19 protein-coding genes are annotated in these 15,869 nt (G+C 33.5%); 17 read left to right on the top strand and 2 right to left on the bottom strand.

From position 1 onward, the window contains the following. Window positions 1-177 precede the first annotated feature (177 nt). The 16 genes from ACP7AT_RS08585 (at window position 178) to ACP7AT_RS08510 (ending at window position 13,605) form a co-directional block, all read left to right on the top strand. Window positions 178-633 (top strand): MarR family winged helix-turn-helix transcriptional regulator, encoded by a 456-nt coding sequence (locus ACP7AT_RS08585; protein ID WP_426063925.1) that lies wholly within the window; start codon window positions 178-180, stop codon window positions 631-633. Window positions 634-647: 14 nt separating this feature from the next. Then, a complete protein-coding gene (locus ACP7AT_RS08580; protein ID WP_426063924.1) occupies window positions 648-1,280 on the top strand; it encodes an NAD(P)H-dependent oxidoreductase in 633 nt (210 codons plus the stop codon). 28 nt (window positions 1,281-1,308) lie between these two features. Further along, the gene (locus ACP7AT_RS08575) at window positions 1,309-1,878 is read left to right on the top strand and encodes a YceI family protein (RefSeq protein ID WP_426063923.1); all 570 of its coding nucleotides are present in this window, start codon (window positions 1,309-1,311) and stop codon (window positions 1,876-1,878) included. Window positions 1,879-2,222: 344 nt separating this feature from the next. Beyond that, a complete protein-coding gene (locus ACP7AT_RS08570) occupies window positions 2,223-3,623 on the top strand; it encodes an anthranilate synthase component I family protein (protein ID WP_426063922.1) in 1,401 nt (466 codons plus the stop codon). A gap of 143 nt (window positions 3,624-3,766) precedes the next feature. Beyond that, window positions 3,767-4,333, top strand: coding sequence for an anthranilate synthase component II (locus tag ACP7AT_RS08565; RefSeq protein ID WP_426063921.1), 567 nt, complete (start codon window positions 3,767-3,769; stop codon window positions 4,331-4,333). A gap of 73 nt (window positions 4,334-4,406) precedes the next feature. Further along, window positions 4,407-5,399: an anthranilate phosphoribosyltransferase gene (gene trpD / locus ACP7AT_RS08560; RefSeq protein ID WP_426063920.1), complete on the top strand. Its 993-nt coding sequence runs from the start codon at window positions 4,407-4,409 to the stop codon at window positions 5,397-5,399. A 13-nt stretch (window positions 5,400-5,412) separates the two neighbouring features. Continuing rightward, window positions 5,413-5,781, top strand: coding sequence for a four helix bundle protein (locus ACP7AT_RS08555; RefSeq protein ID WP_426063919.1), 369 nt, complete (start codon window positions 5,413-5,415; stop codon window positions 5,779-5,781). Between the two features lie 58 nt (window positions 5,782-5,839). Then, complete coding sequence (trpC, locus tag ACP7AT_RS08550; protein WP_426063918.1) at window positions 5,840-6,625, top strand: indole-3-glycerol phosphate synthase TrpC; 786 nt, start codon at window positions 5,840-5,842, stop codon at window positions 6,623-6,625. Between the two features lie 140 nt (window positions 6,626-6,765). Further along, window positions 6,766-7,368, top strand: a complete 603-nt coding sequence (locus tag ACP7AT_RS08545; protein WP_426063917.1) for a phosphoribosylanthranilate isomerase — start codon at window positions 6,766-6,768, stop codon at window positions 7,366-7,368. A gap of 24 nt (window positions 7,369-7,392) precedes the next feature. After that, window positions 7,393-8,574 carry a tryptophan synthase subunit beta gene (trpB, locus tag ACP7AT_RS08540; RefSeq protein WP_426063916.1) on the top strand — a complete coding sequence of 394 codons (1,182 nt, stop codon included), beginning with the start codon at window positions 7,393-7,395 and terminating at the stop codon, window positions 8,572-8,574. Window positions 8,575-8,811: 237 nt separating this feature from the next. Further along, window positions 8,812-9,132 carry a gamma-glutamylcyclotransferase family protein gene (locus tag ACP7AT_RS08535; RefSeq protein WP_426063915.1) on the top strand — a complete coding sequence of 107 codons (321 nt, stop codon included), beginning with the start codon at window positions 8,812-8,814 and terminating at the stop codon, window positions 9,130-9,132. A gap of 58 nt (window positions 9,133-9,190) precedes the next feature. Beyond that, a complete protein-coding gene (trpA, locus tag ACP7AT_RS08530) occupies window positions 9,191-9,952 on the top strand; it encodes a tryptophan synthase subunit alpha (protein WP_426063914.1) in 762 nt (253 codons plus the stop codon). A 311-nt stretch (window positions 9,953-10,263) separates the two neighbouring features. Then, complete coding sequence (locus ACP7AT_RS08525; RefSeq protein WP_426063913.1) at window positions 10,264-10,902, top strand: TRADD-N-associated membrane domain-containing protein; 639 nt, start codon at window positions 10,264-10,266, stop codon at window positions 10,900-10,902. Window positions 10,903-11,090: 188 nt separating this feature from the next. Further along, on the top strand, window positions 11,091-11,762 hold the full coding sequence (locus tag ACP7AT_RS08520; protein ID WP_426063912.1) for a hypothetical protein: 672 nt from the start codon (window positions 11,091-11,093) through the stop codon (window positions 11,760-11,762). Window positions 11,763-11,965: 203 nt separating this feature from the next. Beyond that, a complete protein-coding gene (locus tag ACP7AT_RS08515; RefSeq protein ID WP_426063911.1) occupies window positions 11,966-12,562 on the top strand; it encodes an REP-associated tyrosine transposase in 597 nt (198 codons plus the stop codon). Between the two features lie 527 nt (window positions 12,563-13,089). Continuing rightward, a complete protein-coding gene (locus ACP7AT_RS08510; RefSeq protein ID WP_426063910.1) occupies window positions 13,090-13,605 on the top strand; it encodes a GNAT family N-acetyltransferase in 516 nt (171 codons plus the stop codon). A 109-nt stretch (window positions 13,606-13,714) separates the two neighbouring features. Here ACP7AT_RS08510 and ACP7AT_RS08505 read toward each other — a convergent pair whose 3' ends face one another. Together ACP7AT_RS08505 and ACP7AT_RS08500 are read right to left on the bottom strand one after the other, a co-directional pair. Further along, window positions 13,715-14,272: a DUF4494 domain-containing protein gene (locus ACP7AT_RS08505; protein WP_426063909.1), complete on the bottom strand. Its 558-nt coding sequence runs from the start codon at window positions 14,270-14,272 to the stop codon at window positions 13,715-13,717. Window positions 14,273-14,672: 400 nt separating this feature from the next. Beyond that, window positions 14,673-15,401, bottom strand: a complete 729-nt coding sequence (locus ACP7AT_RS08500) for a biotin--[acetyl-CoA-carboxylase] ligase (protein WP_426063908.1) — start codon at window positions 15,399-15,401, stop codon at window positions 14,673-14,675. Between the two features lie 95 nt (window positions 15,402-15,496). Between ACP7AT_RS08500 and rsfS the strand changes: the two genes are divergently transcribed. Beyond that, a complete protein-coding gene (gene rsfS, locus ACP7AT_RS08495) occupies window positions 15,497-15,868 on the top strand; it encodes a ribosome silencing factor (protein ID WP_091209004.1) in 372 nt (123 codons plus the stop codon). Window position 15,869: the final 1 nt, after the last annotated feature.

Genomic DNA, 15,869 nt, shown 5'->3' with positions numbered 1-15,869 from the left:
AAAACAATTTAATTTTTTGAAACCAACTGCCATTACTAATCTATGTTACTGATTTACACTAATTAATTATCTATATTTAAAAGTGCTTAAAAAAAATTAACAAAACATTAATTGACATTTGTATATACAACTATAAAATGTGTTACATTTGTACCAACAAATTACATATATACAAATATGAAAATTGAAGAAATTTTAAAATCGACTGTTCAAATGAATAATTCAAAAAAAATTATTCTGAATGTTTTGTATACACAAAATGTAGTAACAGAAAATTTTAACGAAATATTAAAACCTCATGAAATCTCAGGAGAGCAATATAATGTACTCCGAATATTAAGAGGTCAAAAAGGAAATCCGGCGAACATGTGCGTTATTCAAGAACGAATGCTAGCCAAAACAAGTAACACTACTCGATTAGTAGATAAATTACTGTTAAAAGAATTAGTCACCAGAAAAGTATGTCCTGAAAATAGAAGGAAAATAGAAGTGCAAATTACTGAAAAAGGATTACATGTTCTAAAGGAATTAGATCCGAAAGTGATTGCCCACGAAGAATTTTTTTCAAAGAATTTAAGTTCTGAAGAAATTGTTCAATTAAATCAATTATTAGAAAAATATAGAAACCAATAAATAGTCAATATAATATGAATACTTTTTTAGAAAATCAAAATTGGAGATACGCAACGAAAAAATTCGATGCAACAAAAAAAATAACAAATGAAGATTTAAGCACGTTGAAAGAAGCGATTCGCTTAAGTGCTTCATCATACGGATTACAACCTTACAAAATCATTATTGTTGAAAATCCTGAATTAAGAGCACAACTTCAAGCTGCTGCTTATGGTCAAGCCCAAGTAGTAGATGCTTCCCACTTAATTGTTTTTGCTAATGAAATCAATTTTGGTGAAGAAGGAATTGTAAACTTCTCCAAAAACATGAGTGAAACAAGAGGAATTCCCTTAGAAAGTATTCAAGGATACGTGGAATATATGAAATCTAACATTATAACTCTTTCTGAAGAAACAAGAAACATCTGGTCAGCAAAACAAACTTATTTAGCCCTAGGAAACTTATTAAACGTGGCCGCTGAACTTAAAATAGATACTACGCCAATGGAAGGTTTTGCTCCTGCTCAAGTTAATGAAATATTAGGACTTGACAAATTAGGATTGAACGCTTCCTTACTGGTAACTCTGGGCTACAGACATGATGAGGATGCAACCCAACATTACAAAAAAGTTAGAAAATCAAACGAAGAATTATTTATCACACTATAATTAGTAATCCAATTTAACACTCAAACAAATGAAAAATTTAAAATCTATCGCATTAGCATTAGTAGTAGTTCTATCTGCCATGTCAGTAACCGCTCAAACTAAAAAAATTAACACTTCAGCAAGTACTATAAACTGGGTTGGAAAAAAAGTAACGGGAGCGCACGAAGGAACTATCAACCTGAAAGATGGTGCTTTAGTTTTCAAAGGAAAGAAATTAGTGGGTGGTACATTCAATGTAGACATGAATTCAATCGTAGTTACTGATTTGAAAGCAGGTCAAGGTAAAGAAAAATTAGAAGGGCATTTGAAAGCTGATGATTTTTTTGGAACAGATAAATTTGCCACTGCAACTTTAGTTTTCAAAAAAATAGTTGCTAAAACAAAAAACTTATTTGCTGTAACCGGTGATTTAACAATCAAAGGAATCACCAAACCAGTAACTTTCGATATTGCTACAACTGCAAATACAGCTACTACCAATGTAAAAATTGACAGAACAAAATACGATATTAAATATGGTTCTGGAAGTTTCTTCGACAGCTTAGGAGACAAAGCTATCAATGACGATTTCAATTTAGCAGTAGCTTTGAAATTTTAATTTGATTCTAAAATAAAAATATCAGCTCCAACAAGAAATTGTTGGGGTTTTGTTTTTAAAGGTTTTGAGCTAAAAATATTTATTTAACAAAAAATCTTCCATTTTTAAATTTTTTAACGAATTATATTTTTGAATAATCAAATTTCATTTCTATATTTGCTGTAACAAAATAAAACATGAAAACAATTTTTAACAACGCTTGGTGGTGGAACAATTTACGTCAGTCGTCGTGAACTAAGCTCCTATAGTATTATTAAAACTACATATATAAAAGGCTTGTCATCACGACAGGCTTTTTTTTTGTGCCCATTTTACCTTTACACACAACATAAAAAACATAGAAATTGAAATCATTTACATTTAATACCAATTACAAACAAATTTTGGCTGATACAATAACTCCTGTGAGTGTGTATTTCAAAATTCGGGATAAATTTCCAAATAGTCTTCTGCTGGAAAGCAGCGATTATCATGGCAATGACAATAGTTTCTCCTACATCTGCTGCAATCCGATTGCTTCCATCAAAATAGAAAATGAAATCATTTATAAGACTTTTCCCGACGGAAGTGTTGAGAAAATAAATATTGACGCCAGTACCGATATTCCTGACGTGATTCAAGAATTTTCAAGTCAGTTCAAATCGGAAAAAAACAATTTTAAATTCATCAACAATGGACTTTTTGGATATATTTCGTACGATGCTGTTCGGTATTTTGAAAAAGTGAATATTGCCAAAAAAGAAAACAGTAACACCATTCCGGATGTGTACTATGCTGTTTACCAAAATATAATTGCCATTAATCATTTCAAAAATGAAGCCTATATTTTCTGTCACAGTTTAGACGGAAGAAACAACATTTCAGAAATCGAACAATTATTACAATCTCGAAATATTGCTTCTTATAAATTTTCTAAAGAAGGAGAAGGATTTTCCAATCTAACTGACGAAGAATTCAAGCATAATGTGGTTTTGGCCAAAAAACATTGTTTTAGAGGTGATGTATTTCAATTGGTTTTATCCAGAAGATTTACACAAGGTTTCAAAGGCGATGAATTCAATGTTTACAGAGCGTTGAGAAGCATTAATCCTTCGCCATATTTATTCTTTTTTGATTACGGTGATTTTAAAATATTTGGTTCTTCACCCGAAGCCCAAATTATTGTAAAAGACCGTAAAGCTGAAATTCATCCTATTGCAGGAACTTTCAAACGTACGGGTGATGATGAAAAAGATGCTATTCTTGCCAAACAATTATCCGAGGACAAAAAAGAAAATAGTGAACATGTGATGTTAGTGGATTTAGCCAGAAATGATTTGAGTAGAAACGGCCACAATGTAAATGTAGAAAAATACAGAGAAGTACAGTTCTTTTCACACGTAATACACTTGGTTTCAAAAGTAACTGGACATTTACATGAAAAAGCTTCTACGATGCAGGTTGTAGCCGATACTTTTCCCGCAGGAACATTAAGCGGTGCGCCAAAACACAGAGCGATGCAACTGATTGAGGAGTATGAAAAAACAAATAGAAACTTTTACGGCGGTGCCATTGGTTTTATGGATTTTGAAGGTAATTTTAATCACGCGATTATGATTCGGACGTTCCTGAGCAAAAATCACCAGTTACATTCTCAAGCTGGAGCAGGAATTGTCGCTAATTCCGATGAAGAAAGTGAAATGCAGGAAGTATACAATAAATTGAGAGCGTTGAATGCGGCTTTGGATTTAGCGGAAACAATATAAATCCCCTCCCCGACCCTCCCCAAAGGGAAGGGAGCCAAATCTAAAAAATAAGCAACTTATGAAGTTGTAACTAAAAATAACAATTAAAAAACCTATTTACCCCAATAGGTGCTCCCCTCCTTCTGAGGGGTTGGGGAAGGAACATGAAAAAAATACTAGTCATAGACAATTACGATAGCTTCACTTATAATTTAGTGCATTATCTGGAAGATTTAGATTGTGAAGTAACCGTTTACAGAAACGATGAATTTGATATTGACGAAATTGCAGTTTTCGATAAAATTCTTCTTTCTCCGGGACCAGGAATTCCGGATGAAGCAGGATTATTGAAAGACGTGATTCAGAAATACGGACCAACCAAAAGTATTTTTGGTGTTTGTTTGGGTCAACAAGCAATTGGTGAAGTTTACGGCGGAACGCTCTCCAACTTAGATAAAGTGTACCATGGTGTAGCAACAATGGTAAAAACTGTGGTTGATGACGAGCTTTTATTCGAAGGATTAGGAAATGAATTTGAAGTAGGACGCTATCATTCTTGGGTAGTTAACACCAATTTACCTGATATATTGGAAGCAACTTCATTCGACGAAAATGGTCAAGTGATGTCGTTGCGTCACAAAATATACGATGTGCGCGGTGTACAATTTCATCCGGAAAGTGTGTTAACCCCAAATGGGAAAAAAATATTAGAGAATTGGGTGAAGCATTAGTCATAAAGTCAAATGTCATAATGTCGATAGACTTTAAGACCTCGGACTTTCAACTTTAAGACATATTTAAAAAATGAAAAATATATTAAACCGATTAATTAATCACGAAATACTTTCAAAAGAGGAAGCAAAAAATATATTGATTAATATCTCCAACGGAAATTATAACACCAGTCAGATTGCTTCATTTCTTACCGTATACATGATGCGAAGCGTTAGTATAGAAGAACTTTCTGGATTTCGGGAAGCGTTATTGGAATTGTGTATTCGTGTAGATTTATCCGCTTACAATACCATCGATTTGTGTGGAACTGGCGGTGATGGAAAAGATACCTTTAATATTTCAACTTTGGCTTCATTTGTAGCTGCTGGAGCGGGAATTAAAGTAGCCAAACACGGAAATTACGGAGTTTCCTCCATTTCAGGCTCCAGTAATGTGATGGAGAAACTTGGAATCAAATTCAGTAATGACACTGATTTTCTGGAAAAATGTATCGATAAAGCAGGGATTTGTATTTTACACGCTCCGTTATTTCACCCCGCTATGAAAAATGTAGGACCAATACGTAAAGAATTGGCAGTAAAAACATTCTTCAATATGTTAGGACCAATGGTAAATCCATCGTTTCCGAAAAACCAATTGGTCGGTGTTTTCAATTTAGAACTGGCCAGAATGTATGCGTATTTGTACCAAAATACAGATACTAATTTCACCATCTTACATTCGCTTGACGGCTATGACGAAGTTTCGTTGACAGGACCTACAAAAACAATCACCAGTTCCATGGAGGGAATGCTAAACCCAGAAGATTTTGGTGTTCGTCTTTTGCTGCAAAGCGAAATAGAAGGCGGAACAACCATCGAGGAATCAGCTCAAATGTTTACAAATATCATTTCTGGAAAAGGAAATGAAGCGCAAAATAATGTGGTTTGTGCCAATGCAGCCATGGCCATTGCAACGGTTACAAAATGTTCTCCCTTAGAAGGATTTCAAATAGCAAAGGAAAGTTTATTATCCGGAAAAGGACTTGTAGCTTTGAAAAAATTGAAAGATTTAAGCATTTAAAGATTTAAAAATTATGACTAAATCGTTTGAAGAGTTTGATGTTTATAAAAAAGGGATTGTATTAGCAAAATTGATTTTTATATTATTAAATACTAAAATCTTTGAAAAAGAATTTGGTTTTAAAGATCAAATAAAAAGAGCAGTTATTTCAATAACTAATAATATTGCCGAAGGTTCCGAATATAACAACAACAAACAACTCATTAGATATTTGAAAATCTCAAAGGGGAGTTGTGCAGAAGTTAGAAGTATGTTAATATTGTCTCGGGAACTTGGCTTTTGTTCTCAAACAGAAATTGAAGAGAGCTATAAAATAAGTATTGAAATATCTCAAAACTTATCCAATTTTATTAAATATTTAAGCACAAAAATCAAAGACTAATTTTATTCAGATTGGAATTTTTCAATCTTTAAATTTTTCAATATTTAAATTAAAAAAAATGAACATCCTAGATAAAATCATAGTTGACAAAAAAAGAGAAGTCATTCTCAAGAAATCCATTATTCCCGTTTCGCAATTGGAAGCTTCTGTTTTCTTTGAAAAAAAGACTATTTCTTTGAGCGATAATTTAAAAAACAGCACCTCAGGAATTATTGCTGAACACAAACGTCGTTCGCCATCCAAAGCAGAAATAAATTATAGTTTTACAGTGGAAGAAGTGACAAAAGGCTATGAAAATGCCGGTGCTTGTGGAATTTCGGTATTGACGGATGGTAAGTATTTCGGTGGTTCGTTGGACGATTTACTTTTGGCAAGAGCCACAGTAAACATTCCATTATTACGAAAAGAATTTATTATTGATGAATACCAAATTTTGGAAGCTAAAGCACATGGAGCTGATTTAATTTTACTAATTGCCGCGGTTTTAACAAGAGACGAAATCAAATCTTTATCTGAATTTGCTAAAAATTTGGGACTGGAAGTTTTACTCGAAGTACACAATCAGGAAGAACTGGAAAAATCGATTATGCCAACACTCGATATGATTGGCGTGAACAACAGAAATCTAAAAACATTCGAAGTGAGTTTGGATTTCAGCAAGCAATTAGCAGATAAAATTCCAAATGACTTTGTAAAAGTTTCCGAAAGCGGAATTTCATCTATTGAATCGATTAATGAATTAAAACCTTTTGGTTACAAAGGATTTTTAATTGGAGAAAACTTTATGAAAACGGATAATGCCGGCAAAGCAGCAACCGAATTTATTCAACAATTAGCCCCCTAACCCTCGAAGGGGGACTTGGCAATTAATAAATATATTTAGTTATTATGCGAACATCTTCAGTAAACATTTCCACAAAAACTAATCTAGTTTCGGCTCCCTTCCCTTTGGGGAGGGCTGGGGTGGGGATTAAAATCTGCGGCATGAAATATCCCGAAAATATACTCGAAATAGGGTCGCTCCTACCCGATTATATGGGATTTATATTCTGGGAGAAATCAGCTCGATATTTTGATGGTGTAATTCCAAATTTACCAAAATCGATTAAAAAAGTAGGAGTTTTTGTCAATGCTACACAAGACGAAATTCTTGAAAAAATTGCGAAATATGATTTGCAAGCTATTCAACTCCATGGCGACGAATCGGTTGAATTTTGCCAAGAATTAAAAGAGAATGTGAAAAAAATTCAAATTGAAATTATAAAAGTTTTTTCGGTAGACGATTCTTTTGATTTTGAGGTATTGGAACCATTTGAAACCATTTGTGATTATTTTCTTTTTGATACTAAAGGAAAATTACCCGGCGGAAACGGAACCACTTTCGACTGGAAAGTATTAGAAAACTATCCTTCAAGCAAACCGTTCTTCCTAAGTGGCGGAATCGGAATAAATGAATTGAAAGCGGTGAAAGAAATAGCAAAAACCAATTTACCCCTTTACGCGATTGATGTAAACAGTAAATTTGAAATAGAACCTGGATTAAAAAACATACAATTATGTAGAGAAATTGCAATGCAACGTCTCTAACCAAAAAAATAAAAAAATAAAATTATGTCATACAACGTCAACGAAAAAGGCTATTACGGAGAATTTGGAGGTGCCTTCATTCCTGAAATGTTATATCCCAATGTCGAAGAATTACGTCAAAATTATTTAAAAATCACAGCTGAACCAGAATTTCAAGCTGAATTTGACGCTTTGCTAAAAGATTATGCAGGTCGCCCTACGCCGCTTTATTTTGCAAAACGGCTTTCTGAACAATACAATACCAAAATCTATCTGAAAAGAGAAGATTTGTGTCACACAGGTGCGCATAAAATTAACAATACGATCGGACAAATTCTTTTGGCAAAACGTTTAGGCAAAACCAGAATCATTGCTGAAACAGGTGCTGGTCAACATGGCGTAGCTACAGCAACTGTCTGTGCGCTTATGGGATTAGAATGCATCGTTTATATGGGAGAAATCGATATTAAACGTCAGGCGCCAAATGTGGCTCGTATGAAAATGTTAGGTGCCGAAGTTCGTCCCGCGCTTTCTGGATCAAAAACCTTAAAAGATGCCACAAACGAAGCCATTCGGGACTGGATTAACAATCCCATTGACACCTATTACATTATCGGCTCTGTCGTGGGACCGCACCCTTATCCGGATATGGTGGCACGTTTTCAAAGTGTTATTTCGAAGGAAATTAAGGAACAATTACTGGAAAAAGAAGGACGTGAAAACCCGGATTATGTAATTGCTTGTGTAGGTGGCGGAAGCAACGCAGCCGGAACTTATTACCATTTTTTAGAAAATGAAGACGTGAATATCATTGCCGTCGAAGCCGCAGGCTTAGGTGTCGATTCTGGCGAAAGTGCCGCAACTTCAGCCTTAGGAAAAGTAGGGGTTATTCACGGAAGTAAAACACTGTTGATGCAAACTACTGATGGCCAAATCACCGAACCGTATTCCATTTCGGCAGGACTTGATTATCCTGGTGTTGGGCCAATGCACGCTAATTTATTCGTTACCGGAAGAGCACAATTCATCTCGATTACGGATGAACAAGCCATGCAATGGGGATTAAAATTATCTAAAATGGAAGGGCTTATTCCCGCCATCGAAAGTGCGCATGCTTTTGCCGTTCTCGACGAAATGAAATTCAAGCCAGAAGATATCGTAGTCATCAATCTTTCCGGTCGTGGCGACAAAGATTTGAATACCTACATCGATTATTTTAAATTATAAGTTGGGTTTACCACGTATTTATTTCAGAGTTTATCCCGTATTAATTTCGGGGTTTATCCCGTATTTATTTCGGGACGTTACCGCGCTTTCACTAGCGTTTCAGCGAGGTCAGGCTTTACGTTGCAATCTTTTTTATCTCGTTAAAAAACGAGATAAAAAAGGATTTCCACTTTAATCCTTAACGCAAACCCTGCAATAAAAAATAACGTTCAATTCACATTTTTCAAAATAGAAACTATGGAAAAATTATTCGCTTACGGCAGTTTACAAAATGAGGACATACAAAAAGATCTTTTTGGACGTATTCTTGAGGGAACTCCTGAAACATTGATTGGTTACATCGTGAAAGAAATCCAAATTGAAGAAGAATTTGGAATAGTCCATTATCCCATTATTACGGAAACCCAAAAATCGGAGGATACCATCAACGGAATGGTCTACAATGTTTCGCCACAAGAACTTCGCCAAACAGATTTATATGAAGGATTGCATTACAGACGCGTTGAAGTACAGTTGCAATCCAACCAAAAAGCGTGGGCATACAGTGCCGCTATCTAAACTTTCAAATTAAAACTAGAAGGCAAAAAAAATTGAAAATAGAATAAAAAACACAACAATGAACAGAATAAATCAGAAATTACTAGAAACTAAAAAGATACTTTCCATCTACTTTTCGGCTGGATATCCTAACTTAAATGATACGGTACAAATCATTCAGGATTTAGAAAAAAGCGGTATCGATATGATTGAAATCGGGTTGCCGTTCAGCGATCCATTGGCCGATGGACCAACGATTCAGGCCAGTTCAACACAAGCATTGCATAACGGAATGACAACACAAGTTTTGTTTGAGCAACTAAAAGATATTCGCAAAACAGTTTCAATTCCTCTAATAATTATGGGATATTTCAACCCAATGTTGCAATTCGGAATAGAAAATTTCTGTCAGAAATGTGCGGAGATTGGCATCGATGGATTAATTATTCCTGATCTTCCCGTTGATGTATACGCCGATGAATACAAGTCCACTTTCGAAAAATATGGCTTGAAAAACATATTCTTGATTACGCCACAAACATCCGTAGAACGAATCCACTTTATTGACAGCGTATCGGATGGATTTATCTATATGGTAAGTTCGGCTAGTGTTACGGGCTCACAATCTGGTTTTGGAAGCACTCAAGAAGAGTATTTCAAACGCATTGCCGACATGAATCTGAAAAATCCACAAGTAATAGGTTTTGGAATCAACAATAAGGAAACATTCAACCAAGCTACACAATTTGCCAAAGGAGCAATTATTGGTAGTGCTTTTATCCAGCATTTAACCGAAAACGGAACCCGAAAAATTGAAGAATTTGTAAAAGCGATTCGATAATAAAAATATCATTTTCTATAAATCAAACGGCGTTTAAAGTTAATTTAAACGCCGTTTTTTTGTGGTTTAAACAATTGTACATCTTGTCATTTATAAGATTATTTTTATATATTGGCATAAATGATAAAACTGATGTTTGTCAGACCTATCTCTCTATATTTGGGGTGATAGGTCGCAAAATGTCAGACCTATACACTAGTTATAGCCAATTTAGTAAACCTAACTCAAAACACAACTATGGAATCAGCAAATGATATAACAACGAATAATCTAAAAAAGAAAATGCAAGTAGTATTTGGCATTGGAATATTTTGCTTAGTATTTCAACCGTCGCCGCTATATTAGGACTTATATTTTACCCGGGCCTACAAGAGATGGTCCATGCAGAAGCTCAGGTAATTGCTTTGATATTCGCAGTCTTTTTTGCATTAGGCGTCACTTTATTATCTGCAGTTAGGGCAGTTAATCAAAGATTAAAAGATGAACAAAAAGAGGTTTTAATCAATGAGCAAGAAAAGAAGGTAGCTGAAAATCCTAATGAACCCAAACTAGCTTGGGACTTAGCAAGAATAAAACTTGAAAATTATCTAGATCGAAACCGTAGCCAAATAAAGTCAATTTATTATTTGTCTGTTTTTGCAATGATAATTGGTTTTGGATTGATAATTTTTGGTTCATATATGTCTTTTTTGAAGCCTGATAACATTCAGCCTGCGTTAGTTACAGCAGTTTCGGGTTTAATTGTCAATTTTATTGGCGCGACCTTTTTAATAATCTACAAATCAACAATGGAACAAGCAAAAGACTACGTTAATGTGCTCGAAAGAATAAATGCTGTTGGAATGTCAGTTCAAATTATTGAAACAATTGATGAAAAACATTTACAGCTCCGAGAAGAAACTAAAGCAGAATTAATTAAAAAGTTAATCGACTTATATACAATGAAATAAACTGGCTATAACACACGCTATAATAAATTCGCGAAATTATCTTAGCCGGAACATTTTCATCACGAAGATATTTTATATTAGCAGAAAATAATCAGTACGCTTTTTCGCGAACTTCTCATAACGCGGGAACATTAGCAAACAGCTTACCCAAAAAAATTAAGAATCAAGACTTTAACTAAAATTTTAAAATGAAGAAAAATACATTATTATTGATTTTGGTGACATTTTGTCTTTTTTCGTGTAATCAAAATAGTAAATCAACACTTGAAAAAATTGAACAAAGTGAAAAAACAAGTGATAAGAACGTTTACACAAAATATAAATATACAAATTCTGAAGGTGGAAGCATAGCTATAGAAAATAGTCTGCCGAAAGGTGGAATGAAATACATTGATATAAAAGGAGAAATATATAATTATGTAGTCTTTTGGACTAGAATAATGAACCAAACAGACAATACTATCGAACTGAATATTAATTTTCCTTTAAATTCTTATGAAGTTCCATCATTAACTGGTAAATATTATGAAATTTTGATTCCTTCCGACACAATGACAATTGAGAAATCACCTTTATACCTTTATGGTCTTTCGAATTTTGAAACCTTTTTAAATAATAATATACACAAAGAATCTAATTTAAAAAGAACTATTAACTCTAAAGAATCAACTGGTTTTTATGTCGTAATGCTTTGCTTGAGTGAAGGAGCTCACGGAACTATGAGAACAGAACTAAACGTTAAAGAGGAAAATCTTTTTTACAGAGTAAAAGTTGATGGTTCAAATACCAACAATAAATCAAGCGATAGACAAATACGATGTGGAAATATAAATCTGAAAAATTTAATATTACAGAAGTAATTAAAAAGCCACCAGCTACGCAAAGTGTTCTTCCAAAAAATAAATTTCTCTCGAATCCTGCGCAAAAGTCTCTGACTTTGCGCAATTTCCCAAACTTGATAGAAAAACTAAAACGCCATAAAGTCTCTGACTTTCATCAACTTAAATTTAAAAACACAAACAAGTCATTAAAATCGTTATTTTTATATTAAAAATACGTCAAGATGAAAGATGGTTATGTAGTTCGAGATCAGACTTTACCACATTACATAACGGCAACAGTTGTGGACTGGATAGATATTTTTAGTAGGCAAACTTACAGAGACAGTGTAATAGAATCTTTGGATTACTGCATAAAAAACAAAGCAATGATCTTGTATGGCTATGTTATTATGAGCAATCACATTCATTTAATTATTCAATCGGAGGACGGGAAATTATCAGATTTGATAAGAGATTTCAAAAAATTCACTGCGAAAAACATTTTGGATAAAATCCAAGCCGTACCGGAAAGCCGAAAAGAATGGATGCTGGAACGTTTCAAATTGGCAGCAGAAAAGCATACAAGAAACCAAAATTATCAATTTTGGCAATACGGAAATCATGCAGAAGAAATTTATACCGATAAATTCATGTGGTCAAAATTAGATTACATTCATCTGAATCCAGTAAGAGCTGGTTTAGTTGAAAAGGCTTCACACTATATTTATTCCAGCGCAAGCAATTACATAAATGATAATGGACTGCTACAAATAGAAAAAGCAGATAATCCTATAATTAACGTTTTAGATTCAAATGCTTTTGTAAAATACATTCAGTAATGAAATAGACACAAGTCTGGAGACTTATTAAGGTTTACAAGATTTAATATTATTTATAATTAGCTAAAAGTCAGAAACTTTTATGACGCTACCTAATTTGAACAGATATTGAAAATTGCGCAAAGTCAGAGACATTTGCGCAGCATACACAACATATAATTAAGAAAGCAAGATTAAAATAGCATTCAAAAGTCAGAGGCTTTTATGACGCAAATAATTTAAAATAGATACTGAAAATTGCGCAAAGTCAGAGACATTTGCGCAGCATAGACAATATATAATTTAGAAAGCAAGATTAAAAATAGCATTCAAAAGTCAGAGACTTTTATGATGATACTAATTTAAACAAAGGCTGAAAATCACGCAAATTCAGAGACATTTGCTCAGCATTCATGACAAACACTTCCACTCCGCGACATATTCTTCTAAAAAATAAATACATTCTATATGCAGATTTTTCAAAATTTAAAGTTTGTTTTGTACTTTTAGAGCACACGAACTAACCAAAAAAACTCAAAGCAAAATAAATGAAATATCACTTTAGAAAAGCGGAACTGTCTGAAATAACTCTAATATGGGAAATTTTACAACAAGCTATACAACGCAGAAAAGAAGATGGCAGCACGCAATGGCAAGACGGCTATCCAAATCCAAATGTCGTGCAAAAAGATATTGAAAAAGGAGAAGGATTTGTTCTGGTTGAAGGAGAAACTATCATCGGTTATAGTGCAGTACTGATTAATGACGAACCCGCCTATGAAAAAATTGAAGGAAATTGGCTAACGAATGGTGATTTTATAGTAGTGCATCGCGTCGCCATTTCCGAAAAGTATTTGGGTAAAGGCTTCGCTAAAATGATACTCAAAAGCATCGAAGATTTTGCGGTAAGCAACAAAATTTACAGCATAAAAGCAGACACCAATTTTGACAACATCGCAATGATGAAAATTTTTGAAGGTTCGGGTTATACGTATTGTGGCGAGGTCTATTTCAGAGGAAGTTCCAGAAAAGCATATGAAAAAGTCTTAGTTAAACAAGAGTAATTGTAACTATAAAAATTTTAGAATAAAAAAACTGTAAATTCGCTAATAAAAATAGTAAGCAACTGTTTTTATTAGCGAATTTGCAGTTTTTTTTTTAAAACAAAATGTCCTAGACTACAGCTTCTTCTTCAGTAATCGCTTCAAATTCCATGTGATCCACTATTTCTACTGCAACTTCCGGTTTAGAACTTTTAAGCGCATTGAATCTTTCTAATTGTTCCAGTTCCCCTTCTTCACCGCTGAAATAAGGAAAAACATCCATAATTGGAGATTCCGAAATAGCAGGTATGGTATAGTCTCCCATCGTACCTTTCATTACGCTAATGGTGTTATCATAAGCTTCTTTGACATCATTGGCTTGGACTAATAAATACATATTGGTCTTGCGTTCTTTGCCGCTTTCTTCGTCATAGGCTAATAATGAAACTTTAGATCGAAACCAACGATCTGCATTTTCGAAAGGATGAATCTCTGCATAATTAGCGACTTTTATATTCGTGATTTTAAATTCTTCACTGATATACGCCGACATCTCTTCATTGATTCTGCTTTCTGCCTCTGTATAAGATAACGCATCTACCAAGTACGGTTCTGTCGTAATCTTTTGTGCCCCAGTTTCATCTGTTTTTCTATATTTTACTTTGCATTCGTACCAAATTGTGCTCATCTCTTTTTTTTAAGGATGTCAAAGATAGATTTAAAAGGAAAAAAAAATCATAATTCACAAAATAGATATTCACAATCTTAGATGCAGCGCAATGTCAATACATTTCTCGTTTTAAAATACTATAAACGAAAAACACCTTGCTATTTGATTATTTCACTTCCAGCCTCAAAATCTGTTAAAAGATTTACTACTGAAAAATTTTCAACCTATTGAAAATTCAATAAATTATCACTGCGTTGTGCACAAACATCTCTACTCATCTCATTAAATACACATAAATAAAAACATTCTCTAATTATCTTTTGAGACCCCTTTCTTTTTAATGTTAAAATTAATTCTATAAAATTTTAAAGGCTTTCTGTAAGCACTTAAAGTTTTTTATTGAATTGTAATTTAGCACCTAATACAACATTTGGATTTCCTTAATGTCAAACTCTGAAATACTATCATCCTCCAGTAGAACTACGAGTTTACCAATAGCAGAAACACCTTGAATTATTCCCATAAAATTATTATCATTTTGATCCGAAAAAGCCATTGGTAATCCTTTTTTGTACAAATTATTTGTGTATTGATCCCATAAAATAATTGGATGTTGCTGCCATAACGCTATATTTTTTTTTATCGCAGTTCTAATTGAAAGAAGAAGCGCATCTTTTTCGAATTCTTTGCCACAAATAACAGTCAAAGAGGAGGCTTTTGGCAAATTTTCAAAATTAGTTTGATTCACATTGAGTCCTAAACCAACAATGGAAATGATAGTTCCGTCACTTTTGATACTGTTTTCTATCAAAATGCCACCTATTTTTTTATTATATGACATTATGTCGTTAGGCCATTTAATACTTAGACTGGGAATCATACTGGATTCTAAAACCTTAATTACAGCAAGTGAAACGGCTATATTCAGATCGAAAATCTGACAAATATCGGATAAAAAATCCTTGACCAAAATACTCATTATTAAGTTTTTACTTGGCTCAGAAGCCCAAACAGCACCCATTTGACCTTTGCCTTTCGTTTGAGATTCAGCTGTAACAACCGTGAAGTTTTCAAGCTCTTGTTTGCTCGATAGCCCTTTAAGGAAATCATTAGTTGAATCTATGGCATCGAGTTTGATTACTTTCATATATGTTTTTTTGTGAAACAGAATTTAATATTGTGTTAAGGTTCAAAAATAATCACAAAAAATGGTAACTTTACAAACTTATATAAAAATAATTCATGGCGAAAAAGACTATAAATAATGACGACCTGTTAGCGAACATCATTAAGGGAATAGAAGAAGTAAAAGGAAATGATATCACTATCCTTGATTTAAGAGAAATAGACACTGCAGTTTGCGACTATTTTATTATTTGCAACGGAAATTCAAATACGCAGGTTAACGCCATTGTAAACTCAATCCAAAAAACAGTTTCTAAAGAATTAAAAGACAAGCCTTGGCATGTTGAAGGAACCGATAATGCAGAATGGGTTTTAATGGACTATGTGAATATTGTAGTGCACGTATTTCAAAAACATATTAGAGAATATTACAACATCGAAAGTTTATGGGGCGATGCTAAAATAACAACCATAGAAAACAAATACTAAA

Origin of the sequence: Flavobacterium sp. DSP2-3-1 (assembly GCF_049896865.1) — a bacterium.
GTDB lineage: Bacteria > Bacteroidota > Bacteroidia > Flavobacteriales > Flavobacteriaceae > Flavobacterium.
Note: the sequence above shows the minus strand (reverse complement) of the source record. Positions and strands in the feature narration are given on the sequence as shown.